Here is a 23,897-nt window from a genome sequence, read left to right on the forward strand (position 1 = left end):
AAACTAGCTAGAATGGTACGAAACGCGGCATGCGGTTCAGGCTGGGCACCATGAACCGCCGCAACCGCGCGTCGGCATCCGCCTCGGTTTCACCGGGCAGGATGGGCGTGACGAAACGGACAAGGGCGCCATCCGTCCGCCCCATGACAAAGCCATCCTGGATGACGCTCAGCTTGGCCCGAAAATCGTTGACCATCCGCTTTCCGCGCTGTTCGAACCAGTAGTAGACCAGCTGTTTCGACAGTTCCTTCTGGATCACCGCCCGGTTGACGGTGAAACTGCCATAGGGCGTCTTGTCCAAGGTAATTTGATACGGCTCCAGGCTGAATATTTCCCACCCGCCGACAGGCAGACAGACCTCGGGGGAATGGATTCCGTCGCCGTCGGTCTGCTTGTCGTAAAAGGCCACGAACAGGTTCACGAATTCGCCGGACGTGGTGTCGGCATAGGTCGCGTTCAGATAGTCGCTGGCGCCCAGGGTCCGCTCGACCTTCGGGTCGAGGCTGGCCGTCGACCCCGACCAGTTTCCGAGTTGCCGCGGATACAGAACAAAGGGATCGCGTTCCACCGGCTGAACATCGGCCGCGGGGCGCAGCACCCAAGCCGCGGATACCGACAGCGTCAGAAGGGCCGCGGCAGCCAGTTGCAGCGAAGGCTTCAGACCAAAAATGCGCAGCGCGATGGGGCCGAACCCATCGACATCCAGATCGATCGCTTGTGCAAAGGGCTTGGGATCGGGGGCCATGCGCTGCAGCCCGATGGCCATCAGGAACAGGACCCCCACGCATAGCAGGAAGATAATCCAGCCCTCGAAGAAATGCATGAATCCTTCGGCCTGTTCGATGCCGTATTGATTGACCAAAATGCCGATCACGCCGATGCGGATCGAATTCATCAGAACGGTCAGCGGAGCGGCCGCCAGCAGCAGCACGACCTTGTGCCAGATCGGGCCGCGATAGAGCAGGGCGAACAGGTACGAGAAACTGAGAATGGGAAACAGATAGCGCAGGCCCGAGCAGGCCTCGGCCACTTGCAGCTTGTAGACACCCAGATCGATGACATTGCCTTCGATGAAGACCGACACACCAGCCAGTTGCACGAACCATACGCCCAGTTCGGACGAGATCCACTGAAGGAAGATCGTCAGCTTCCAGTACACGAACTGGGGCAGGGGCAGCATGAAAACCAGGTGGAAGACCGGCAATTGGTGGTGGCGGCCGCGCTGCCAGCCGAACACGGTCAGCACGACTCCGCCGGTCCAGATGATCATGGCATAGGTCACGATGTCCGGAATCCGCGCCAAATTGCCCAGAACCGCCACCGCAAGCGCCAGGGCGATGACCGCAACCCCGGGCCAGCGGTCTTGAACTTCGGGGAGCGTCGCCGGCGCGTTGCGCAATTCCCGCAGGAACAGATACAGCGAAATGATCGGGATCAGCGGGCCGTGGCTGTATTCAGGCGTGCTCCAGGCAGTGCCCAGCGACACGATCCCGATCCAGAACACCGGGACCGATCCGGCCAGCAACAGCACGAACCAGCCAAATCCGGCCACGTTGATCCGTGGCCAGACCGCTCCCAGAGGTCCGCCGGATTGACCGGATTTCGACTCAAGCTGTTGCATCAACCCTCATATTGCATCGAAACTGCGGCGCAAGCATCCTCGCAGATCGAAATCCCGAAATCGTGATCGCCACCTGCGACGCATCGCGCCGATCACGGCTTGAGGGTGAACCGCCGCCCCAGTGTCACGAACACGCCGTTGGATGTTGCCCGGAACCCGTTCTGGTCGTCGTATTCGTACTGATAACCCATGTTGACCGCCCAGTCCCGGGTGATCGCACGGGAATAGGAGGCGTTGAACACACTACGCTGGCGCGGATTTTTAGGGCCTGACCCTTCGTTTTCCTGGTCGATGAAATTCACGCTGAACGACAGGGCCGACACCGGATTGATGATGTAGTCATAGGTCAGAAAAGCCAGCGTCTGCCGCGTTTCCACACTCTGTGTGCTGGTGCCGACCCGGCGCTGGATGGTTGCCCCGATCCGGGAACTGGCCAACCTGTAGCTATAGTCCAGTTGTCCGATCGGCGTCACCTCGTCGAACGGTCCTCGGGTGAATCCGATATCAAACCCATAAGTCCCGTTGGCCCGCTGGAAATCACGCCCGAAGGTCGCATTGATGCGCGAGCCGTTCACGCCGAAGGTCTGGTCGATCAGAATATCGGCGGACCCGTCCGGCAGCGTCTTGTTCCAGGAAAAGTCCCAGACGAAATCCTCGGTCACGTTGCTGGTGTTCGAAACGCGCTGGGTGTCGTCAACCTTGCTGTAGCCGATATTCGCACTGACGGTCGTGGTGGCCGAAACATCATAAGTGGCGCCAGTTGACAGAACAGTGGTGTTGCGATCCGTCTGCACGGCGTCATCGGCCTGGAATTCGCGGTAGTTCAGGCTGACGTTGGTCTGCAAGACCGGCGAGATCCGCATCAGCACGCTTCCGAAGAAGTCATTGGCGTTGTTGTCGAACAGCCCGGGATCAACGGTGCCGGAATAGCTGCGTTCACGATAGTTGTAGGAAAACCGGAACCCAAGGGGGTCGTTCAGTCCCGTCTGCCAATTCAGATTGCCGCGGGTATCGACCTGATCGCCGATCGTGCCGATCACATCGGCAGCATCGATCACCCCATCCAGGTTGACGTCGGTCAGCGACCGGTTGAAGGCCAGATCCCGTTCTCGATACGAAGCCAGCAGACTGAAGTTGCTGTTGGCGTTTCTGCGCTGATAGTTCAGCTGGGTAAACGGGTCGGAAAAGCTGCCATCGGTCCCGATGATCGGCTCGTTCGCGATGCGATACAACCCCGACAGGTCGAATTGCAGGGTCGAGTTCGGAGTCTGGTTCAGAATCCCCAGGGCCAGCGTATTTTCCCACCAGGTGGTCGAGCCCAAAGACGGATCCGTCAGACGCAGGTTGTCGTCGTGCCGCAGCGACGACAGATAGTCCAGCGTCACGGTTAGACCGGTGCCGGTACCCGCTGCACCTGCGGCTTGGCCCACCCGTCGCGCAGGGTTGCGCTGCGCCTGCTGCACGATCAGCTGCTGGCTGGGCGCTTGCTGCGTGGTGGCCGGCTGCGTCGTTGTCTGCTGCCCCGACACCTGTTGGCCCGTGGCGGGCGACACTGCCGCCACGAAAGCGACGCTGCCCAAAAGCGTCAGGCCCTGCCTCTTCCTGAATTTCCCCACCTGTATCTGCCCCTATTCGAACAAGCGGCGCGAGGGTACGACCACGACGTCTCCGGGTTTGAGCACCGTATTGCCCTGAATGCCACCGCCCGCGCCATCATAGTTGTAGAGGTATTTGTTCATCACGCCTGTTTTGCTGTCCACCCGTCGCAATTCGATGCGTTTGCGGGCCGCGAAGTTGGTCAGGCCGCCGGCCTGGGCCAGAACCTGAAGAATTGTCGTGCCTTCCGTCGCCGGAAGCTTTCCGGGAATGTTGACCTCGCCCATGACGAAGACGTCAATCGTTGGCCCTGTCGGCGTCAGGCCGGGAAGGGCCGGGGCCGCAAGGGCTGCGATCGACGCATAGACGGTCGGAGGTGTGTTGAAGTTGTTCGCCAGTGCCGACGCCAGCGCGGTCTGCAACCCGCTGGTCGACTTACCGGCCGCCCGGATCGTTCCCGCAAGCGGGAAGTTGATGGAGCCGTCAGGCAAAACCAGCACGGTTCGGTTCAGGGTCGGGTCCTCGAGAACCTCGATTTTGAGCGCATCTCCCGGCTGGATCTGATAGGAACCCTGCGCGAAGGCGCCGGTCGACAGCACCAAGGCCGTCACGAAAGTGATCAATGATCCGATGACTGTCCGCATGTTCAATTCTCTCATTTTCCCAAAGTATGCCCATTTTCTCCATTCGTCACAATCGGCCTGACGCAGCAAACGGGATCGGTGCGGCAGAATTGCCGCGGACCTTCTATTGACCGCCGCTCAACTCGATCTGCAGCCGTTCGATCTCGGCTTCGATGTTTGTCACCACATCCGGGGCCGCTTCCCTCGATTGCGCAGCCTGATAGACACGCAGGGCGTCCTCTCTACGCCCGACGGCCTCATAGGCTTTGCCCAGATGCTGCAGGACCACGGGATGATCCGGCAACCCCTTTGCCGCACTTTCCAGATATGTCAGCGCCTCGTCATAGTTGCCCAAGCGATAGGCGACCCAGCCATATGTGTCCTGAAAGGCCGGAATGCGGCTGCCACGCAGGCTCCGCACAAGAACTTGCGCCCGCTGCAGGCTTTCGTCGTCATCGCGGCGGGTCGTCAAAAGGCTGGCCAGATTGTTCGCCACGACCGGCGAGCGGTTGCTAGCGGTATAAGCCTTTTCATATGCTGCAATCGCCGCTTCCCATTCGCCGGCCCACTCATAGCCTTCGGCCTGCAACATCAGCAGGTCCGCGTTGTCGGGCAAGGCGGTCAGTGCCTGCTGCACCGTGGCCCGGACCTGCTGCGGATCTTCATGGCGTTTTTGCAACGCGATCAGCCCCAGCCAGGCCCGCGCCGATTCCGGGTCATCGGCCACGATTGCGCGGTACAGCCGCGCGGCCGCTTCCGGCTCTCCCTTCTTTTCGAGCACATGCGCCTTGACGATCCGCAGGATGTTCGACTCCGGCTCCTCAGCCAGCAGTGAATCCAGGCGGGCTTCGGCTCCGGCAAAGTCGTTTTGAACCACCATCAGACGGATCAGGGCGAGATCGGCTGGCAATCCGAATTCCGGGTCTTCCGCCAGTTCGCCCAGAAACGCCGCCAGATCGCCGGTGCGGTTCTGCCCTTCCATCATCCGCGCCTTCAGCTCGCTGGTTTTGCGGCGTGTATCGGGATCATCCAGCGGGTCGAGCGCCTGCAGCACGGAGTCCAGCCGGGGCCAGTCCTGCAAGGCGACATAAACATCGCCCAACGTCAACAGAAGCCGAGGGTCGGTCGGGGCCTTGCGCAACGCGTCGATCAGGACACTTTCGGCGATCTTCAGATCGTTCTCTTCGATCAGGTGCAGGGCATAGTTCAGGGTTTCGGTCGGCGCGTTGCCGGACAACTCGACCGCAAGCGCCAGCATTTCGCCCTTCAGGTTGCGGTCGCCGTTTCGGTCATGCGCCTGAGCCATCAAGGTCACGAGCTGCGGGTCGCGTGCGTTCGTCTCGAGCGCCGCGCGCAACAGCAGGATCGCGTCTCCAATGGCGTCTTCCTCGATCAGCCACGCCGCCTTGAGCTTGACGGCCTCGGTCTGGGTCGGGTCTTCGCTCAGGACGCGTTCGATCACGGCGCGGCCTTCTTCCCGATGGCCGGACAGAATCAGCATCCGCGCGAACTCCACCTCGTTCTCACGTGTCTGCGCCGTGCGCGGAGCACCATCCAGCAAGGCGCGCATCTCGGACAGCGCCCCATCGGTATCGCCCGACTGGAACCGCAGCGCGGCACGCATCATTCGGTATCGCGCGGCATTCGGCCCGCCCGCCGCGATGGTCCGGGTCATTTCCGCGATGGCGGCATCATGGCCGCGATGCTCGGTCAGAAAGGCAATCAGACGCTGAACGGGAAAATAGTCTTCGGACAGCGGATCCGCCTTGGCCCGCAGGATCTCTTCGGCATCGTCCAAACGGCGCTGATCGATGAAATGTTCTACCAGCATCTGCTCGACGCCCTGATCGCCGGGGAAGACGTCGATCATCTGGCGCAGCTGCTTTTCGATCTCGTCCGTCTTGCCCAGCTGCTGAAGAGCGTGGAGCCGGATCGTGTAAAGGTTCCCCTCGGTCGGCGCAAAAGCCAATGCGGCATCCACCTGGTCGATCACATCATACCAATCCTGGGCGCGCACGAGGTGATCGATCACCACGTGCCGAGCCGTCATCATGTCGGGGCGGTCATTCAGCATTGCGCGCGCCGCAGCGACGGACTGTCCGACGCCGGCATCGTTGCCATCCCGCACCGCGTCGGTATAGGCCAGCGTGTTCTGCAACGACGCGATCTCGGCCTCTTCCGGGGCCAACTGCGCGGCCTTGGTGACATAGCGCCGCAGATCTTCCCACAGCCCCTGTTCCAACGCCATTTCCGCCAAGGCCCGATTGCCTTCGAGGTTGTCAGGATACTGTTCCACCAACAGCAGATACTGGCGATAGGCCAGTGGCACGTTGCCGCGTTCGCGCTCGAGCCGGGCGAAGGTCAGCCGCGCTTCTTTATGTTGTCCGTTCAGTTTGAAAACGTTCTTGAACTCGATCAGCGCGCGCTCGACGTCGCCGTTCTCGAGATGGGCAAGACCGGCCTGATAATGCGCCTCGGCCCGTTCTTCCGCCGTGTCGCAGGCGCTGAGGAAAAGCGCGGCCGTCAGCAGGAATGCCGCGAAGGTCCTGCCAAGAAGGTTTCCGAATGCGTTCATCACGTCACTCCTGCAACTGCCAGCGTCGCTGCCTGATGCCGGACCATTCTCAACAGCCGGTGCCGCGAAGGACCACGAAGAGCGTTTTGAACATGATCGAAAGATCGGTGCCGAAGGACATCGTTTTCCAGTATTCCGAATCGTGATGCGCCCGCTCGGCGAATGAGGACTGGTTGCGCTCGGATACCTGCCACCGGCCGGTGATGCCCGGCCGCATCACATAATACAGGTGCCCGGGATACATGCTTTGCTGCTTGACCATCATAGGTCGCGGTCCAACCAGGGACATCTCGCCAACCAGCACGTTCCAGAACTGCGGCAGTTCATCCAGCGACGACTTGCGCAAGAAGGTACCCAAGCGGATGATCCGGGGGTCGTCTGTGAGTTTCTGATTGCGCTCCCATTCGGCGCGTGCGTCAGGGTTGGCTGCCAGATGCGCCTCGAGGACGGTTTCGGCGTCCTTCACCATCGTGCGAAGCTTCAGCAGGTGGAAGGTCTTGCCATTTTGGCCGACACGCTTTTGACGATAGAAGGGCTGTGCGCCCTGAAAGGCCAGCAGCACCGAGAAAACCACCACCAGCGGCACGACGATGGGCGCGGCAGCGATCACGAATACAATGTCAAAGGCTCGCTTTCCGAAGCGACCATAAAAACCGGAACACCGATTTGCGGCCGGCAATACCGGAACTCTGCGGTAACCAGTCCCGGCTACCTCCTTGGAATGGATTGTCACTATTTAAACCCCCAGCACACAACGGACACCTACACTCAATCACACACTCAGGAACCAACTACTCGCACGACCTCAAAGCGCTATTCAAATTTTTTTCATACAAATGGGACGCTTCACCCTTTCTTCATTGTTCACATGAATTGATGAACGCCTGCGTCCAAAAGACTAACAAATTCTTAAGGGCTTGCAAAACATTAATGGGCTCGGACCGCACTGTTTGAGTGGGAAGCGCACGGAATTTCAACGGCATGGCGTGACGAAGCGCACGGGTCGCCCGGTCAGAAAACATCCGTCCATTGTGCATGATTCGGGATCAATGCAGCCGCATGGGTCCCTTTAATCCCGATCTTGCCCCGATTTGGCTTTGCGGGCCCGCCCGTTGATTCTGCGTTGCACCGGCTTGGGCGCGACAGCCTGACGGAAACAATCACCGAAAAATGTTTCCATTGCACCTTCTGGGCGGGTTAATGTGTCACTCTGGAGATATGGGGGATGCTCTCTATCTTGATGTTGTGGCACAATGACGTGCATGTTGAGGGCCGATATAGTGGCTTCTCGTTATTTTGTTAGGATTTACCTGTGGTTCAGGGTGCAAGTTTGGGTAATCTCTGGAGAGCCAGGATTTTTTTCGACAAGTCGGAAGGCGACCGAGGTGCCATGGCCTCCAGCGACGGGTTCTATCTGGATTATTTCGGCCTAGACCAGCGGCCATTCACTCTGCTGCCCGATCCCGGTTTCATGTACTGGTCGCCGCTGCACAAACGCGGCTATTCGATCTTGCAGTTCGGAATCATGAGCTGCGCGCCGATCACCGTTCTGACCGGAGAGATCGGCGCCGGCAAGACCACGCTGATCCAGCATCTTCTGAAGGACATGGAGGAGTCGATCACCGTCGGGCTGATCTCGAACGCTCAGGGCGGGCGGGGCGAGCTGCTCCAGTGGGTCATGCATGCCTTGGGCCTGCCGTTTGAAAAGGACGCGGCCTATGTCCAGCTGTTTCAGGCGCTGCAGGAATTCCTGGTCTCCGAATACGCGCAGGGCCGGCGTGTCGTGCTGATATTCGACGAGGCGCAGAACCTGACCGTCGAAGGGTTGGAAGAGATCCGGATGTTGACCAACATCAATGCCAACACCGATGAACTGATCCAGCTGGTCTTGGTGGGGCAACCCGAATTGCGCGACATGGTACTGGACCCGAAGATGCGCCAGCTGACCCAACGGGTGGCCGCGAGCTTTCACTTGGAGCGGATGGATGCGCCGTCGGTCGAAAGCTACATCCGGCATCGGATGAAGGTCGCCGGGGGGACCGGGGACGAATTCACCGAAGAGGCCTGCAAGCTGATCTTCGAAAAGACCCGTGGCGTTCCCCGGCTTGTGAACCAGCTGTGCGACTTCACCTTGCTGTACGCCTGGACCAACGAGACCAGAAACGTGGATGAAAACATAGTGCAACAAGTAATCGACGACGGCGTGTTCTTTGGCGGGAACTCACTCGAGAAGGAGCTGACAGACTGACATGGGCCCGGTTCGCTACTACATCTCGATCTTTCTGCGGCGCCTGCCGTATTTCCTCGTCGTTGCCCTGATCGTATCCGCTGCGTCGATCATCATCGCACGCACCCTGCCGCCCACCTATGTGTCGCAGATGCGGTTGATCGTCGAATCCCCGCAGATTCCGGGCAATCTGGCGGCCAGCACCGTCAACACCACGGCGGCCGAGCAACTGCAGATCATCGAACAGCGCCTGCTGACCCGTCCGATCCTTCTGGACATCGCCGAGGAGTTCGACGTTCTGCCTAATCAAGACGAGGCAAGCCCGGACCAGATCGTCGACACGATGCGCGCCAACACGCAAATCCGGATCGCCACCGGGCGCAATCAGGCCAACCTGATGACCATCACCTTCGAGGCCCGTTCCGGTCGGGTCGCGGCCGGTGTTCTGAACGCCTATCTGACGGAAATCCAGAAGCTCGACGTGAATTATCGCAAGGAGCGAGCCTCGGACACGCTGGAATTCTTCGAACAGGAGGTGGACCGGCTGAGTGACGAGTTGGACCGGCGCAGCGCGCAGATCCTCGAGTTCCAGAACGAAAACTCGGACTCGCTGCCGGCCAGCCTGCAGTTCAGACTGACCCAGCAGGCGACGCTGCAAACCAACATCCAGCAGCTTGACCAACAACTTTTCTCACTGCGAAACCAGCGTGAAAAGTTGCTGGAGATCTATGCCACGACCGGTCAGATCTCGACGATCGGACAACAACCGCAGACCCAGGCCCAGCAACAGTTGGCGCAGCTGCGCAATCAGCTGGACAATGACCTGGGCATCTATTCGGAAAACAGCCCCAAGATCAAAATCCTGCGCGCGCGGATCGCCCGCCTGGAAGAGGTCGTAGCCGCGGAGCAGGCCACCAGCGCCGCAACATCGGGCGCGCAGACCGGGAACTCGACTCTGGATCTGCAACTAGCGCAACTGGATTCGCAGATCGAGTCTCTGGAAGATCAGAAAACCGATGCCGAAAAGCGCCTGGCCGAGGTGACACGGACCATCGACCAGACCCCGGCGAATGCGATTACCCTCGCCGAGCTTCAGCGCGACTACAACAACGTCCAGGCACAGTACAACACAGCGGTGGCGCGGCTGGCCTCGGCCTCGACCGGCGAGCGGATCGAGGTAACCTCGCAGGGGCAGCGGATTTCTGTGATCGAATATCCGGTCGCGCCCAGTTCACCGACCAAGCCTAACCGCCTGATGATCGCTGGCGGCGGAACCGCCTTCGGTATCGCCTTGGGGATCGGGCTGGTCGTTCTGCTGGAACTGCTGAACAAATCCGTCCGCCGACCAGAAGACCTGATCAACAAGTTGCAGGTCTGGCCGATCGCGACAATCCCTTATGTCCGCACGCGCGGCGAGGTCATTCGCGCGCGACTGGCCTGGGCCGTTGTCATCCTGGCCATTTTGGGCAGCGTGCCGGCCGCCGTCTGGTCGGTTCACACGTATTATTTACCGCTCGACCTGATTGCCGAAAAGGTGATCGACAAGCTGGAGGTGTATTGGTGAGTTCTGTTCAAGTCAGCGATGGGAGCGCGTGATGGACCGTCTGCAACAGGCGATTCAAAAGGCCCGAGAGGAACGGGAAAGCCGTCAAAGAACCGTGCCCGCGGAACCGCTGCGGCTTGACCCGGATCAGGCTGTTGCGCCCTCGGTGACGAATGTCGAAACGTTGTGGTCGGATCTACCCGCCATCGAGATCAACCCGCGCGTCGCCTCCAAAAACCGCCTGGTGTCGTTGGAGGGCGGGTCGGACGCCGCGCCCTATGACATGCTGCGCACCAAGATGCTGCAACAGATCCTGTCCAATGGCTGGCGCCGGGTTGCGTTGACGTCGCCCTATGCCGGATGCGGCAAGAGCACGGCGGTCGCAAATCTTGCCTTCAGCCTGGGGCGGCAGGAAGATCTGCGCACCGTCGTGATCGATTTCGACCTACGGCGCCGTGGGCTGGCCGACGTGTTGGGGCAGAGCGGCGCGCACAACATGGCGGACATCATATCCGGTTCGGTACCGTTTCAGGAGCATGCGCAGCGGCACGGCAACAACGTGATTTTCGGACTGAATTTCAGCCCTACCCGCAATCCCGCCGAAATTCTGCAAAGCCGCAGGACGATCGAGCTGCTGGAATGGATCGAATCCGAATACCAGCCCGATATCATGCTGTTCGACACGCCGCCGCTGATGGTCAGCGACGACAGCCACGGGTTCCTCAGAAACGTCGATTGCGCCTTGCTGCTGGCTGCGGCAGAAGAAACCAGCATCGACCATATAGATGTGGCGGAACGCCAGCTGGCCGAATTGACCAAGATCATGGGGATCGTCCTGACCAAGTGTCGCTATGTCAGCGGGGCCTTCGGCAATGAATACGGATCGTACTGACGCGGCCCCCGAAAACGCGGTCATCATTCCCCACTACAACGACCTTCCCAGGCTCGAACGCTGTTTGCGGGCACTGATGGAAAATGACACCACCAGCACCGAGATCGTGGTCGTGGACAATGCCTCGTCGGTGTCGCTGGACGCAATTCAGCGCGCTTTCCCGATGGTTCGGTTTCTGGTCGAAACGCAAAAAGGCGCCGCCCATGCCCGCAACAGGGGCGTGGCCGAAACCAGCGCCCCGCGGCTGTTCTTTCTGGATGCCGATTGCGTTCCCGCCGCCGACTGGCTGACGGTCGGACGCCAGGTCGCCGACACCGCCGACCTGATTGGCGGGCGGGTCGACGTGTTTGACGAAACCCCGCCACCGCGCAGCGGGGCCGAGGCATTCGAGGCTGTTTTTGCCTTCAACTTCCGCCGCTACATCGAGGTCCAGGGCTTCTCGGGTGCCGGAAACCTGCTGACGCGACGGGACGTGTTCGACGCGATCGGCGGTTTCACGAACGGCGTGTCTGAGGATCGGGAATGGACCATGCGGGCGGTCTCGCACGGGTACAGCCTGATCTACGAGGACAGGTTCCGCGTCAGCCACCCGTCGCGCCAAGACTGGCCGGCGCTGAAGACCAAATGGCGGCGAACCACTCAAGAGGCTTTTCAGTTGAACGGAACCACCATTCGGGCGCGATTGCGCTGGATGATGCGGGGGCTGGCCATGCCAGCCAGCGCGGTGGTGCATACGCCGAAGGTTCTGACCAGCGACAAGCTGGGCTCCGGCCGGGAAGTCAGTGCGGCTATCGGCACCCTGTATCGGCTGCGATGCCAGCGGATGGTCTGGATGTTGCGGCAGGCCGCAGGGTTCGAGATCTGAGCCGGGCCAAACGAAAAAAGGGCCGCATTGCGCAGCCCTTTTAACATAATCATCATTATGACCGTTTGATCATGCCGCCTTGCGACGACGGGTCAACGCCAGACCTCCCAAGGCCGTCAACAGCAGCAACCCGCCGGCCGGCAGCGGAACCGCGGCCACGTCGAAGTCAAACGTGATGGCGCCGCCATTGGTGGTCCCCGACGAGTTCGCCCAGCTGAAGACCAGGTTCTGCCCCGGCGCGCCGGTCGACAGGAAAGTGGTATTCAGACGGGTAACACCCGATACCAGCGCCGCCGAGTTCAGCACGGTGTTGGTCGCCACATCAACCCAGCTCATGGTCAGGCCGGTGAAGGTTCCCAGAATTTTTGCGGTGACCGAGGCCTGTGCATTACCAGGCAGCGGCGCGGTCGGCGCAGTGAAGTTCACCGAATAAACACCCGGACCACCCGTGGTGGACACCGTTCCGACAAACAGGTTGTCCGAGGTGATGTCATAGCTTCCGCCAGCACTCACAGTCGTGATGGCCTTGGCTGTCCCGGTCATTACGAAGGACGCGGCCAGTGCGATCGCGACCATTTTCAAAGTTCTAAACATCTATTCCCACCCTCGTATACTTGAACACATAAAGACCCGAACAGATGTCAGGCCGTGGATTGGATGAAACCAAGGTACACCATCACGTTGTTGTTGCGAGAACTTTTTTAATAATTGTGGCAATTTTTTGGCTTTTGGCGACAATTGACCCCCAAATCAACCATTGGGCGGCTCTTTGTTTCCTTTCGCTCAACATTGCATCCTCCGCCTTCTGGCTCGAATCGGCTTCGCGTCCTCGGCGTGAAGTTCCGATGCGGACACTGCCCAAAGCCGTAAATTGGTGCTGTGCGCCTGCACCTGCGGAACGCCCGGGCCCCTTGCGAATAAGGTTTTTGCAACCACTCGGTTCCGACCGCCCTCATTGGTTCGGACCGGTCTGCACGCCACTGCGCTGACCGGTGTCGGCGGAACCAGCTGCGCCGAATTGCGTCTCGGACCATTTTTTTGTCCTTCGTCGGCCCAAGAACTTCGTGTAACCTCGCCCATACTGAAGATGACGAGTGTGGGTACCTGACCGCCGGAGGTATCCGAACGGTTTCCTGGGCCGGGGCGACATTCTGCGCGCCGGTCGGTTATTGAAGAGTATTTTGATGAACGCAGCTGATTTCGACCCCGATGGCCTGCACCTGACTGCCAAACGCATCCTCGTCACCGGTGGCGCGGGTTTCCTGGGATCGCACTTGTGCGCACGATTGCTGGATCAGGGGCATGAGGTCCTGTGCGTGGACAATTTCTTTACCGGGAGACGCGGCAATCTGCGTCATCTTCTGAACAACCCCCGCTTCGAGGTCATGCGCCACGACGTGACCTTTCCGCTGTATGTCGAGGTCGACGAGATATACAATCTGGCCTGCCCGGCCTCTCCGTTCCACTATCAGCACGATCCGGTGCAGACAACGAAAACGGCGGTGCATGGTGCCATCAACATGCTGGGCTTGGCCAAACGGGTCGGCGCCACCATCCTGCAGGCCTCGACATCCGAAGTCTATGGCGACCCCCAGATCCATCCGCAGACCGAAGACTATGTGGGTCATGTGAACCCGATCGGGCCGCGTTCCTGCTATGACGAAGGCAAGCGCTGTGCCGAAACGCTGTTCTTCGATTACCACCGGCAGCACGGCCTGCCGATCAAGGTGGCGCGCATATTCAATACATACGGCCCGCACATGCACCCAGACGACGGGCGGGTGGTGTCCAATTTCATCATGCAGGCTCTGGCCGGAGAACCGATCACCGTCTATGGCGACGGCGGTCAGACCCGGTCGTTCTGTTTCGTGTCCGACCTGATCGACGGGCTGATCCGCCTCATGGAATCCCCCAAAGACGTGACCGGGCCGATCAACCTGGGCAACCCCGTCGAACTCAGCATCCGCGATTTGGCGGAAACCGTGATCCGCATGACCGGCTCGACATCCCGGCTGGATTTCCGTCCGCTGCCGCAAGACGACCCGATCCAACGTCAACCCGACATCACCCGTGCCAAAGAGCAACTTGGCTGGTCCCCCAAGGTGCCCCTGGAGCAAGGCCTCGAGGCCACGATCGCCTATTTCCGGCACCTGACCACCGCAGCGCCCCAAACCGCTGCCGGCGGGGCATGACCCGGATTGACGATGCAATGCGCCCGCGGTGGTCCATAACCCTTCTGTTGCTGGGTGTGACCGTCGCCGCCGGTCTGTCGATCCTTGCAATCAATCGCGGACCGCTGGTGTATTTCGATACCGGCAGCTATGTGCGGCAGGGCAATGTCGTTCTGTCGATGATCCTGCCGGCGGCGGGTGAACCGGACAGCGCAACCCGAGCAACCCAGAAAACCCGGCACAAGGCTGACGACGACCAGGCTGCGGGCGGATCGCGATCAATCTTCTACGCCGTTTTGGTGGCCGCATTCTGGCGCGTCGGATGGCTGGCCGGTCTGGCGTGGCTGCAACTGGGCCTTGTGCTGATGGCCGTCTGGCTGGCGATTCGGATGCTTGGACGCGTCGCGCCGACGGCACGTTCGACCGCTCAGTTGGTCTGCCTTCCGCTGCTGGCGGCTTCGACGACGTCGCTGCCCTTCTATGTCGCCTACGTCATGCCCGACATTTTCACGCCGGTCATGCTGATCCTTGTCGCCGCCGTGGTGGCTGCAGGCCACCGGATGCACGTTTCCGAGGCACTGGGAGCACTGGCGCTCGGCACCTTTTCTACGGTCCTGCACCCGTCGCATCTGGGCATCGCGGTGTTGATGGTTCCTCTGGTCGTTCTGGCCGCCGCGTTACGGATCGGCCAGGGGCGCTGGCTGGCGGCGGGGTTCGCGACGTGCCTTGCCGTGTTCGCGATCGCCGAACGTAAGGCTTTCGAAGTTGCCGTCGAAACCGTCACCCACAAAGACGTGGTCTATACGCCTCACATCACCGCCCGCTTGATCGTCGACGGGCCGGGGCTGGCCTATCTGGACGATGTCTGCCCTGCGCCGGACCTGGCGACATGCGCCCTGCACGAGGCCCTGACATGGTCGGATGATCCATACCGCCTGACCGCGTCACATATCATTTTCGAGCGGTCCCCGCAGCTGGGCTCGTTCCGGTTGTTGCCGCCCGAGGATCAGCAGGCCATCGCCTTGGAACAGCGACAGTTCTTTCTGCGCGTCCTGTCCGCCTATCCCGTCGCGACGGTAACCGCATTGGGCAAGAACGCCCTGAGACAGCTTGGAACGCACAGCGTGGCGATGACGATCCCCAACTCGGCCACGATACGCAACGCCAAAAAGCTCTCGGGCCTGTCCGAAGATCAGCTTGCCGTCCTGGACAAAACGACCCTGAAACGATCCCAGACCTGGATCGACCCGCTGGTGGGGGTCCACTTCGCGATCTACGCGGTCTCGGGGGCGATCGTGGCCGTTCTGCTGCTGTGGCCTGCCCAGGTCGCTGCGCCCTACCGGGTGTTTACGCTGTTCCTGTTGATCGGAATCGCCGTAAACGCGCTGGTATGCGGCGGCGTTTCCCAGCCAGCCGACCGTTACGGGGCGCGGGTCATGTGGCTGCTGCCCTTCGCCGCCACCCTGCTCGTTCTGGTGCGAAATCCACGCTCCAGACCACGAACGCCCACCGAGGATGAATGATGCAAAACGACCGACCGACGATCAGTGTGGTGATGCCCGCCTACAGGGCCGAACACCTGTTGCCGCGGGTGCTGCCCCCTTTGATCGAGATGTTGAAGGCCGGCACGGTCCAAGAGGTGCTGGTGGTCGATGACCAGTCCCCGGACGGCACGGCCGCGCTGGCCCGCGAAATGGGGGCGACGGTCTTGACGACTCCGGTCAATGGCGGGCCGGGCGCCGCACGCAATCTGGCGGCCGAACAGGCCACGGGCGACATCTTGTGGTTCGTCGATTCCGACGTCATCGCCTGGCCGGACGGCCCCGAACACATCCGCCGCGCCATGTCCGAGGACAATGTCGGCGCGGTTTTCGGATCCTATGACGACGCGCCGGACGGGCAGTCGTGGTTTTCGCGCTACAAGAACCTGCTGCACCGCTATCACCATCAGCGCGCCCGTCGCGAGGCACGCACGTTCTGGGCCGGGTGCGGCGCCATCCGCCGGGACGTCTTCCTCGAGGTGGGCGGCTTTGACGTCAAGACCTACGAGATCCCCTCGATCGAGGACATCGAACTGGGCTATCGCATCGCAGAATCCGGCCGCCGCATTCTGGTCGAACCGCGCCTGCAGGGAAAACACCTAAAGATCTGGACGATCCGCAACAGCCTGAGCACCGATATCTTCTGCCGGGCCCTGCCATGGTCCCGCCTGATGATCTCGCGCGAGGGGCTGACGGACGATCTGAACACCTCCATGGCTGAGCGCGCGCGCGCGGCCGTCGCGGGGCTGCTGATTCTGTCCATTCTGATTCTGCCGTTCTGGCCAGGCCTTTGGCCTCTCCCCCTGATCCTGCTGAGTATCGCCTTAGCGATCAATCTGGACCTGTTCAGAACAATGGCCGGGCATGGTGGGCTTTGGTTTGCCGTCAAATGCCTGCTGTATCACCAAGTCTACTATGTCTACTCCGCGGCCGTATATGTCTGGTGCCTGTTCGAATACCACGTTCTGGGTCAGCGTCAGAAACTGCAGGTCAGGCGGAACTGAGCGGCCGGTGCGGGTCTGAAACACGCACAAGATTCGCCCTCCCCGAAGGTGAGTCCGGCCCCGGGCGCCACTTAAACAAAACAATCCCCCCGCAGCCGGGCCATTGTTTACCTTGGGTACATATTCAAATAGGGCGTATTGGAACCGTTCGACGTTGCGGCGGTCATGCCGGCGCCAGCCGTCCCGCCCGCCGGACACAGACTGCGGAAGTCGGTGTGATTTCGATGCGCCCCGCGCGAATGATTTTCTGGTAAAACAAGTGCTTGCAGCCTGTCCGGCCTTTGGCGCAACGCGTCGGCAACTCCTCGACGGCGCAGCCGCGAGCCCAAATCGCGTGGGGGCCGGTAGATGTGAACCAGGTCATTGATCGCTTGCGGCGCGCGGCGCAACTTTCGCGCGTCGGGCACTTTTTGAGCGGCCTGGGATCACGAAGCGAGCGTGTGACAGGAATTTGTTGCGAAGTTGGTGCAGCCTCTAGTAGCCTGACCCAAGCTATTTTGTGTGAGATTTGGTGTGAGTGAATTGAAAAACGATACTGTTCCGGTCGTCGTCATCGGTGGCGGACCAGCAGGTCTGACCGCTGCATACGAACTTCAGAAACTGAGCGACAAGCATGTCCCGCGGGTCTACGAGGCCTCAGACATGGTGGGCGGCATCTCGCGCACCGAAACCCACAACGGATACCGCTTTGACATCGGCGGGCACAGGTTCTTCACCAAGGTGCGCGAGGTCGAAGACATGTGGCACGAGGTGATGGGGGATGACTTCATCACCGTCCAGCGCCTCAGCCGGATTTTCTATCGCGGCAAGTTCTATGACTATCCGCTGCGCATCTTCAACGCGCTCGGCAATATCGGGCCGTACGAGACCTACAAGATCATCGGCAGCTTCATCAAATGGAAGATCCGGCCGAAGCCGCAGGAAGACACGTTCGAGGAATGGGTGATCAACCGCTTTGGTGGCCGGCTCTACATGCATTTCTTCCACAGCTATACCAAGAAGGTCTGGGGGATTCCCCCGTCCGAGATCCGGGCCGACTGGGCCGCGCAGCGGATCAAGAACCTGTCATTGCCCAAGGCTGTCTGGAACGCCATCTCGGGCGCCAATGACACGGCCAGCCTGATCGAGGAATTCCAATACCCCCGCCTAGGCCCCGGCATGATGTGGGAAAAGACCCGCGACCTGATCCGGGAACAAGGCGGCTCGGTCGAGACCCATTCCGAGGTGTTCCGGGTCAACCGCGAAGGCAACCGGGTGACTTCGGTGGACATCCGCCACTGGAACGAAAAAGGTGAGAAAACCACCGAACGGGTCGAGGCCGACGAGTTCATCAATTCGATGGCCGTGCGCGACCTGATCCATGCCTTCGACCCGCCGCCGCCGCCCGAGGTGATCGAGGCCGCCGACCGGCTGAAATACCGGGATTTCCTGATCGTGACGCTGGTGCTGAACCACGCCGACCCGTTCCCCGACAACTGGATCTACATCCACAGCCCCAAGGTCAAGGTCGGGCGCATTCAGAACTTCCGCGCCTGGTCGGCCGAAATGCTGCCCGACCAGAATACCGCCTCGATCGGTATGGAATATTTCTGCCAGAAGGGCGACGGGCTTTGGTCGTCCAGCGACGAGGACCTGAGGAAGCTGGCCAGCGAAGAGCTGGAGCAGCTGGGCCTGGCCAAGGCGTCGGACGTGATCGACCACGCCGTGATCCGGCAGCCAAAGGCCTATCCCGTCTATGACAGCGAATACAAGGACGCCCTGGACACCGTCAGCAGCTGGCTGAAGACGCTGGAAAACTTCCAGACCGTCGGACGCAACGGGCTGCACCGTTACAACAACCAGGATCACTCGATGCTTTCGGCCATGTATGCGGCCCGCAACATCCTGGGGGAAGACAACGATGTCTGGGACGTCAATGTCGAGAGGTCCTATCATGAGGAGTTCGAGGCAAAACCCAAAAGACAGGCGGCCCGGGCCGAGCGTGTCGGCAAAGGCGCCGTTCTGGAATGAACTGCAACCCAACGGGTTGCCCCTTGCCCAACCTGAAAAAGGTCCGGTCGGGCAAGGACTATGCCGTGCAAACCAGGCTCTGGGCCCGAGTGGCACCGCTAACGACCTTTCATTTTCTGATACCGTGCACCTTCGGGCCGTTCCATGAACCGCAAATTACGCAACCGCCTTTTCACCTTTCACATCTGGCTGGGGCTGCATCTGTCGATCTTCTTTGCCTTTCTGTTCCTCACAGGTTCCATTCTTGTCTTCGGCAATGAAATTCAGGCACTGACCCGCCCCGCAATCTGGACCACCGCCGCGCAAGAGGACCGCACGGCCAGTTTTGGAGCGATCTACAAGGGCATCAAGGACGCGCATCCTCACAGCACCGTTCAAACCATCACCAAGCGTCCCACCCCGTGGTTCGTCGACCGGGCCGAAGGCCGCACCGGCTGGGGCGAACAGGTCGTCTTCTGGACCGATCCCGCCACCGGCGCGCTTGTCGAGACCACCGGCTATCCCGGGTTTCAGAAAATCCTCCGCGAGCTCCATGTCAAACTGCTGTCGGGTCAGAGCATCGTCTACAAGGCGGTGGCGGCGACCTCGATCATCCTGCTGTTCCAGATCGTCAGCGGCCTGATCACCTATCGGCGGTTCTGGAAAGGGTTTCTGCGCTGGCCCACAACGGCCAACGGCCTGCGGCCTTGGGCCGGCGGAATGCACCGGCTGACCGCTCTTTGGGCCACGCCCCTGCTGCTGATCAGCGGTGTCACCGCCTTCATCTTTCTGTTGGGTGATTTCGGCATAGACGGCCACCGCCCCAAGCCACAGCCAGCGGCCGCACGGGAAACCGTGCTGCCCGCCGGATTCACACCCGATCTATTAAATCGGGCCGAGGCCCGCGCGCGCACGGGCCTGCAGGGGTTCGAACCCACGGGCGTGACTTTGCCGGGCAAGACCACCGAAAGCTTCCGCTTCGTGGGATATCTGCCGTCGATGCCGCATATTCGTGGGCTTAGCACCGTGGCGGTGGACCCCACCACGCTCGAGATCACGGGCGCCTTCACCCCGAATGACAACACCAGCCTTGCACGCTGGCGCCACGTCGTCGACGAGCTGCACTACGGGTTCTGGGGGGGCGCCTTTTCGCGGGTGCTGTGGCTTGTCATGGGGCTGATCGCAACCGGCGTGGCCGTGACCGGCGCCGTGATTTTTGCCGCACGGCTAGCCCCCGAGGCCGCGCAATATGGTCCGCTGCGGCGGATCTGGCGTGGGCTGGGCATCTTCCGCTGGGGCTACCTTCTGCTGGTGCCGGCGGTCGTGGCCGCCGGCCTCTACAATTTCGGCCCCGGCGCCCATCGCACCAGCCGCGTCGCCCCGGCCGATGGAATGCCCCCGGTCGCCCGGCTGATCCTGCGCGACCCGCTGAGGGCCGGCAAGCCACTCGACGTCGAACTGCGCGTGCGGGACCCCGCGCTCAGGATCGCGCGGGTCGAAGTCAACGGCCAGACCCCCGAGGTGACCGGCCCTCAGACCGCCGCCGACGGCCCGGCCAAGGCGCGGTTCAGACTGAACCCCGCGCAACAGGCCAACGACATCACTGCGCATCTGGCAAAAGAGGACGGCAGCGAAACGGTCGTCACCTTTCACCTCGGGCCGCCGATCTGGTGAGGTGATGAACATAGGGCGCAAAATACGAAAAAATGGCGGCCAGGCGCGGAAACGGTCCAATTTCGCCCTGTTTTGCCGATACGCTCGGTGCTCGGGTGTCGGATTGCCATAGGCGGGAAGTTTCCGGGACGGCCGCGACCATTTTCATGGACGCCCCCCGGGTGAGTATGAACAGAATTGATTTTGAGTAGGTCAGGGTTTTGGGTTTCATGAACAAAGTTGCAGAACCAATCGGCACGGATCGCGCCAACACGGATGAGTCAGGCACGCCGGATGTCACCGGCATGAGCCTGAGCGTGGTCATTCCGGCCTACAACGAGGAAAACGCCGTTCGCGCGACCGTGGAAGACGTTCGCGCGCATCTCGGGCCGCTGAACATCCCCTACGAGATCATCGTGGTGGATGATGCCAGCGAGGACGGAACCCGCGCCGAAGCCGAAGCCAGCGGGGCAACCGTCACCTTCAACGACGTCAATTCGGGCTATGGGGCCAGCCTCAAGCGCGGCGTACGCATGGCGCAGCATGAATACGTGGCGATCCTCGATGCCGACGGCACCTATCCCGCGCGCTACCTGCCGGAAATGCTGGCCCTGTGCCGCGATCAGGACATGGTGGTCGGGGATCGGGGCGCCGCGATGAAAAACGTGCCGCTGCTGCGGCGGCCGGCCAAGAAATTCCTGTTCGCCTTCGCCTCGTTCCTGGCCGAGCGCAAGATCAACGACCTGAATTCCGGGCTGCGGGTGTTCCGCAAATCCGAGCTGATCCCGTTCCTGCCGCTGCTGCCGCAGAATTTCTCGTTCACCACCACGATCACGCTGTGCATGACGTCGAACGGGAAGCGGATGATCTATGTTCCGATCGAGTACGGAAAGCGGATCGGCAAATCGAAGATCCGTCCGATCGATTTTCTGAACTTCATCATCCTGATCCTGCGCATCAGTACCCTGTTCAACCCGCTGCGCGTTTTCATCCCGCTGGGTCTGGCTTTCTTCACGCTCGGGTTGGTCAAGTTCATCGTCGACATCTTCTACTGGAACCTCAGCGAGACCGCCGTGTTTTCGTTTTTGGCGGCCATCATGATCTGGTCGCTGGGGCTGATTGCCGACATGATTTCGCGCCTCCACCTGCGGCCGTGACATGGGGCGCCTGCTACCCTCCGATCCGGTCACGCGCCGCTGGTTGATCCGGCTGGTCGGGTCCGGCGTGATGCTGGCCGGTCTGTTCTGGCTTTTGCCGGCTGACGCGATCGTGGCGGCGCTCAAGGCCATTCCGCCCCCCGTGTTTCTGGCCGTACTGGTTCTGTTCCTGCTGGCCCATGTCGCCGCAGCGTTGAAATGGTGGCTGTTGTTGAATCGTCGGATTTCGCCCCTGCTGGCGATCCGCGCCCATTTTGCCGGCCTTGCCGCCAACCTGTGCCTGCCCGGCGCAATCGGCGGCGACACCGTACGCGCAGCCATGGCGCAGGCCGCAATGCGCGACGGGGCCCAAGTGGTTGCTGCGGCCACGGTGGACAGGGTGATCGACATGGTGGCCCTGCTGACCCTGTCCGGGCTGGGTCTGGTTCTGGTCTGGGACGGCGCGACCGGGACGACGGCGATCGGGGCCGCGGCCGTGATCGTGCTGACCGTGATGGTCGGAATGGTCGCCCTGCCGTGGTTGCTACCGCTGATCTGGCGCGCCTTCCCGGCCGTACCGGGGCGCAGCTTTGCCCTGAGGCTGGCCGATGCCCTGGCCGGGTTTGCGGCCCGGCCCGGCCTTCTGGCCATCGCCTTCTCGGCTTCGGTTCTTATTCAACTTTCGCTGGTCCTTCTGGCCTGGTGGCTGGCACGGGCTGCGGGCGTTTCGGTGGAGGCCGGCGCGTGGGTCTTTGCCTGGCCCCTGGCCAAGATCATCGCGGTTCTGCCTGTGTCCCTGAACGGGCTCGGGCTACGCGAGGCGACGCTGGCCGGGTTCCTCGTGCCCTTTGGAGTCAGCGCCCCAGCGGTGGTTGCCGCAGGGCTGGTCTGGCAGGTGGTTCTGTTTTCGGCGGGCGGAATCGGCGCGCTGGTTCTGTTGGTCTCAGGGATGAGTCTTGCTGCGCCCACGCGTTCGAGAAAGGAAGAGTGCAAGTGACGGATGTTTCCCAACCCCGATCGGGCGATCAGGCCCATATCATCATTCTGGGCGCAGGTCCGGCGGGGCTGGCAGCTGCCCATTCGCTGGCGGGCAAGGCGCGCGTGACCGTCGTCGAACGGGCCTCGGTGGCGGGCGGCAACTCCGCCTCGTTCCCGGTCGAAGGCGTGGTCTGCGACTACGGCTCGCACCGGTTCCATCCCGCAGCCGAACCCGAAGTGCTGCAGGACGTGAAGACCCTGTTGGGCGATGATCTGCTGCTGCGCCCCCGCCATGGACGCATCCGGCTCGGCGGCAAGTGGATCCATTTTCCGCTCAAGCTGACCGATGCGGTGTTGCGTCTGCCCAAACCCTTCGCCCTCTCGCTGATCGGCGACATGGTGCTGAAACCCTTCCGCAAGAAACATCAGGGCCAACAGACCTTCTCGACCGTTCTGTATGACGGGCTGGGTCCGACGATTTCCGACAATTTCTATTTTCCCTATGTGCGCAAGCTGTGGGGGTTGGAGCCCGAGAAGCTGGCGGTCAAGCTGGCGGAACGACGGGTCGGCAGCGGGTCGGTCGGAAAGATCCTGATGAAGATGCTGCGGCTGTTGCCCGGGCTGCGCAGCGAAACAGCAGGGCGGTTTTTTTATCCGCGCAAGGGGTTCGGGCAGATCTCGGACGCGATGCATGACAGCGCCCGGGCAAAGGGCGCGGAATTTCTGTTCGACACCGAAATCACCGCGATCCAGCGGCAGGGAAACCACGTCTGCGGCCTGACCGTCCGCGACGCCGGCGGCGAACGACAGCTGACCGGCGACCTGATCCTGTCTACCATCCCGCTGACCGCGCTGACGCGCCTGATACCCGACCCGCCCGCCGATGTGGTAGAAGCGGCCCGCGGCATCCGGTTTCGCGGCATGATCCTGCTGTATCTGGTGCTGGAAACCGACCAGTTCACCGAGTTCGACGCACATTATTTCCCCGAGCTGTCGATCCCGATCAGCCGCATGTCAGAACCCAAGAACTATAACGCCAGCGGCTCGCCAAAGGGCGTGACGGTCCTGTGCGCCGAACTGCCCTGCGACCCGGACGAGAAATGGTGGAGCATGTCCGACGAGGCCTTGGGGCAGGAGTTCACCAAGTGGCTGGGTCAGCTGGGCCTGCCGGTCACGGTTCCGGTCCGGCGCTGCGAAACCCGTCGGCTCAGCCATGCCTATCCGGTCTATGACATCGGCTACGAAGCGCGGTTCGACACCGTCGATCGCTGGCTGTCGGGGCTCGATGGCCTGCTGGTGTTCGGGCGGCAGGGCCTGTTTGCCCATGACAACACCCACCATGCCTTTGCCATGGCCTATGGCGCCGCCGATTGCATCGACGATGCAGGCCGGGTCGATCGCGCGAAATGGAACCGGTATCGCGAGGTCTTCGCCTCGCATGTGGTGGAAGACTGAGCCATGTCCGACTGGCAGGCCGATATCC

18 protein-coding genes are annotated in these 23,897 nt (G+C 61.4%); 12 read left to right on the forward strand and 6 right to left on the reverse strand.

Annotated features, from left to right (window positions below; all coding sequences use genetic code 11):
* Nucleotides 1–7: 7 nt before the first annotated feature.
* The 5 genes from xrtD to AC2FMM_RS13295 all read right to left on the reverse strand — a co-directional run bounded on the left by xrtD (nt 8) and on the right by AC2FMM_RS13295 (nt 7,148).
* On the reverse strand, nt 8–1,621 hold the full coding sequence (gene xrtD / locus AC2FMM_RS13275; protein ID WP_496796809.1) for a VPLPA-CTERM-specific exosortase XrtD: 1,614 nt from the start codon (nt 1,619–1,621) through the stop codon (nt 8–10).
* Between the two features lie 92 nt (nt 1,622–1,713).
* Nucleotides 1,714–3,237 (reverse strand): hypothetical protein, encoded by a 1,524-nt coding sequence (locus tag AC2FMM_RS13280; protein WP_496796810.1) that lies wholly within the window; start codon nt 3,235–3,237, stop codon nt 1,714–1,716.
* Between the two features lie 12 nt (nt 3,238–3,249).
* Nucleotides 3,250–3,876: a polysaccharide biosynthesis/export family protein gene (locus AC2FMM_RS13285; protein WP_496683764.1), complete on the reverse strand. Its 627-nt coding sequence runs from the start codon at nt 3,874–3,876 to the stop codon at nt 3,250–3,252.
* Between the two features lie 88 nt (nt 3,877–3,964).
* On the reverse strand, nt 3,965–6,415 hold the full coding sequence (locus AC2FMM_RS13290; RefSeq protein WP_496796811.1) for a tetratricopeptide repeat protein: 2,451 nt from the start codon (nt 6,413–6,415) through the stop codon (nt 3,965–3,967).
* A 49-nt stretch (nt 6,416–6,464) separates the two neighbouring features.
* Nucleotides 6,465–7,148 carry a sugar transferase gene (locus AC2FMM_RS13295; protein WP_496796812.1) on the reverse strand — a complete coding sequence of 228 codons (684 nt, stop codon included), beginning with the start codon at nt 7,146–7,148 and terminating at the stop codon, nt 6,465–6,467.
* 657 nt (nt 7,149–7,805) lie between these two features.
* Here AC2FMM_RS13295 and AC2FMM_RS13300 point away from each other — a divergent pair.
* From AC2FMM_RS13300 to AC2FMM_RS13315, 4 genes are read left to right on the forward strand one after another with little or no spacing between them, the layout of a single operon-like run.
* Complete coding sequence (locus AC2FMM_RS13300) at nt 7,806–8,663, forward strand: ExeA family protein (protein WP_496685659.1); 858 nt, start codon at nt 7,806–7,808, stop codon at nt 8,661–8,663.
* Between the two features lies 1 nt (nt 8,664).
* Complete coding sequence (locus tag AC2FMM_RS13305) at nt 8,665–10,206, forward strand: GumC family protein (RefSeq protein WP_496796813.1); 1,542 nt, start codon at nt 8,665–8,667, stop codon at nt 10,204–10,206.
* Nucleotides 10,207–10,237: 31 nt separating this feature from the next.
* Complete coding sequence (locus tag AC2FMM_RS13310; RefSeq protein WP_496796814.1) at nt 10,238–11,077, forward strand: CpsD/CapB family tyrosine-protein kinase; 840 nt, start codon at nt 10,238–10,240, stop codon at nt 11,075–11,077.
* Nucleotides 11,058–11,942: a glycosyltransferase family 2 protein gene (locus tag AC2FMM_RS13315; protein WP_496796815.1), complete on the forward strand. Its 885-nt coding sequence runs from the start codon at nt 11,058–11,060 to the stop codon at nt 11,940–11,942. The genes AC2FMM_RS13310 and AC2FMM_RS13315 overlap by 20 nt, the downstream gene beginning before the upstream one ends.
* Before the next feature lie 69 nt (nt 11,943–12,011).
* Here the strand turns inward: AC2FMM_RS13315 and AC2FMM_RS13320 are convergent, their stop codons facing one another.
* Nucleotides 12,012–12,536 carry a VPLPA-CTERM sorting domain-containing protein gene (locus AC2FMM_RS13320; RefSeq protein WP_496796816.1) on the reverse strand — a complete coding sequence of 175 codons (525 nt, stop codon included), beginning with the start codon at nt 12,534–12,536 and terminating at the stop codon, nt 12,012–12,014.
* A 590-nt stretch (nt 12,537–13,126) separates the two neighbouring features.
* On the opposite strand from AC2FMM_RS13320, the gene AC2FMM_RS13325 reads away from it, so the two are divergent.
* The 8 genes from AC2FMM_RS13325 to AC2FMM_RS13360 all read left to right on the forward strand — a co-directional run bounded on the left by AC2FMM_RS13325 (nt 13,127) and on the right by AC2FMM_RS13360 (nt 23,869).
* Nucleotides 13,127–14,134 carry a UDP-glucuronic acid decarboxylase family protein gene (locus tag AC2FMM_RS13325; protein ID WP_496796817.1) on the forward strand — a complete coding sequence of 336 codons (1,008 nt, stop codon included), beginning with the start codon at nt 13,127–13,129 and terminating at the stop codon, nt 14,132–14,134.
* Nucleotides 14,131–15,636, forward strand: coding sequence for a hypothetical protein (locus AC2FMM_RS13330; RefSeq protein WP_496796818.1), 1,506 nt, complete (start codon nt 14,131–14,133; stop codon nt 15,634–15,636). Before AC2FMM_RS13325 ends, AC2FMM_RS13330 begins: the two co-directional genes overlap by 4 nt.
* Complete coding sequence (locus AC2FMM_RS13335) at nt 15,636–16,658, forward strand: glycosyltransferase family 2 protein (protein WP_496796819.1); 1,023 nt, start codon at nt 15,636–15,638, stop codon at nt 16,656–16,658. The genes AC2FMM_RS13330 and AC2FMM_RS13335 overlap by 1 nt, the downstream gene beginning before the upstream one ends.
* A gap of 513 nt (nt 16,659–17,171) precedes the next feature.
* Nucleotides 17,172–18,668, forward strand: coding sequence for an NAD(P)/FAD-dependent oxidoreductase (locus AC2FMM_RS13340; RefSeq protein WP_496796820.1), 1,497 nt, complete (start codon nt 17,172–17,174; stop codon nt 18,666–18,668).
* A 144-nt stretch (nt 18,669–18,812) separates the two neighbouring features.
* The gene (locus tag AC2FMM_RS13345; protein ID WP_496796821.1) at nt 18,813–20,321 is read left to right on the forward strand and encodes a PepSY-associated TM helix domain-containing protein; all 1,509 of its coding nucleotides are present in this window, start codon (nt 18,813–18,815) and stop codon (nt 20,319–20,321) included.
* A 209-nt stretch (nt 20,322–20,530) separates the two neighbouring features.
* Nucleotides 20,531–21,457: a glycosyltransferase family 2 protein gene (locus tag AC2FMM_RS13350; RefSeq protein WP_496685647.1), complete on the forward strand. Its 927-nt coding sequence runs from the start codon at nt 20,531–20,533 to the stop codon at nt 21,455–21,457.
* 1 nt (nt 21,458) lies between these two features.
* Complete coding sequence (locus AC2FMM_RS13355) at nt 21,459–22,433, forward strand: lysylphosphatidylglycerol synthase transmembrane domain-containing protein (protein ID WP_496796822.1); 975 nt, start codon at nt 21,459–21,461, stop codon at nt 22,431–22,433.
* Entirely contained in the window at nt 22,430–23,869 is a 1,440-nt protein-coding gene (locus tag AC2FMM_RS13360; protein WP_496796823.1) for a protoporphyrinogen/coproporphyrinogen oxidase, read from the forward strand. Before AC2FMM_RS13355 ends, AC2FMM_RS13360 begins: the two co-directional genes overlap by 4 nt.
* Nucleotides 23,870–23,897: the final 28 nt, after the last annotated feature.

Source organism: Ruegeria sp. BHSC043 (assembly GCF_059612985.1).

Coding starts and splice junctions, on each gene's coding strand:
- xrtD (WP_496796809.1), bottom strand. CDS start 1,621: ATGCAACAGCTTGAGTCGAAATCCGGTCAATCCGGCGGACCTCTGGGA.
- AC2FMM_RS13285 (WP_496683764.1), bottom strand. CDS start 3,876: ATGAGAGAATTGAACATGCGGACAGTCATCGGATCATTGATCACTTTC.
- AC2FMM_RS13290 (WP_496796811.1), bottom strand. CDS start 6,415: ATGAACGCATTCGGAAACCTTCTTGGCAGGACCTTCGCGGCATTCCTG.
- AC2FMM_RS13300 (WP_496685659.1), top strand. CDS start 7,806: ATGGCCTCCAGCGACGGGTTCTATCTGGATTATTTCGGCCTAGACCAG.
- AC2FMM_RS13305 (WP_496796813.1), top strand. CDS start 8,665: ATGGGCCCGGTTCGCTACTACATCTCGATCTTTCTGCGGCGCCTGCCG.
- AC2FMM_RS13310 (WP_496796814.1), top strand. CDS start 10,238: ATGGACCGTCTGCAACAGGCGATTCAAAAGGCCCGAGAGGAACGGGAA.
- AC2FMM_RS13315 (WP_496796815.1), top strand. CDS start 11,058: ATGAATACGGATCGTACTGACGCGGCCCCCGAAAACGCGGTCATCATT.
- AC2FMM_RS13320 (WP_496796816.1), bottom strand. CDS start 12,536: ATGTTTAGAACTTTGAAAATGGTCGCGATCGCACTGGCCGCGTCCTTC.
- AC2FMM_RS13325 (WP_496796817.1), top strand. CDS start 13,127: ATGAACGCAGCTGATTTCGACCCCGATGGCCTGCACCTGACTGCCAAA.
- AC2FMM_RS13330 (WP_496796818.1), top strand. CDS start 14,131: ATGACCCGGATTGACGATGCAATGCGCCCGCGGTGGTCCATAACCCTT.
- AC2FMM_RS13335 (WP_496796819.1), top strand. CDS start 15,636: ATGCAAAACGACCGACCGACGATCAGTGTGGTGATGCCCGCCTACAGG.
- AC2FMM_RS13345 (WP_496796821.1), top strand. CDS start 18,813: ATGAACCGCAAATTACGCAACCGCCTTTTCACCTTTCACATCTGGCTG.
- AC2FMM_RS13350 (WP_496685647.1), top strand. CDS start 20,531: ATGAACAAAGTTGCAGAACCAATCGGCACGGATCGCGCCAACACGGAT.
- AC2FMM_RS13355 (WP_496796822.1), top strand. CDS start 21,459: ATGGGGCGCCTGCTACCCTCCGATCCGGTCACGCGCCGCTGGTTGATC.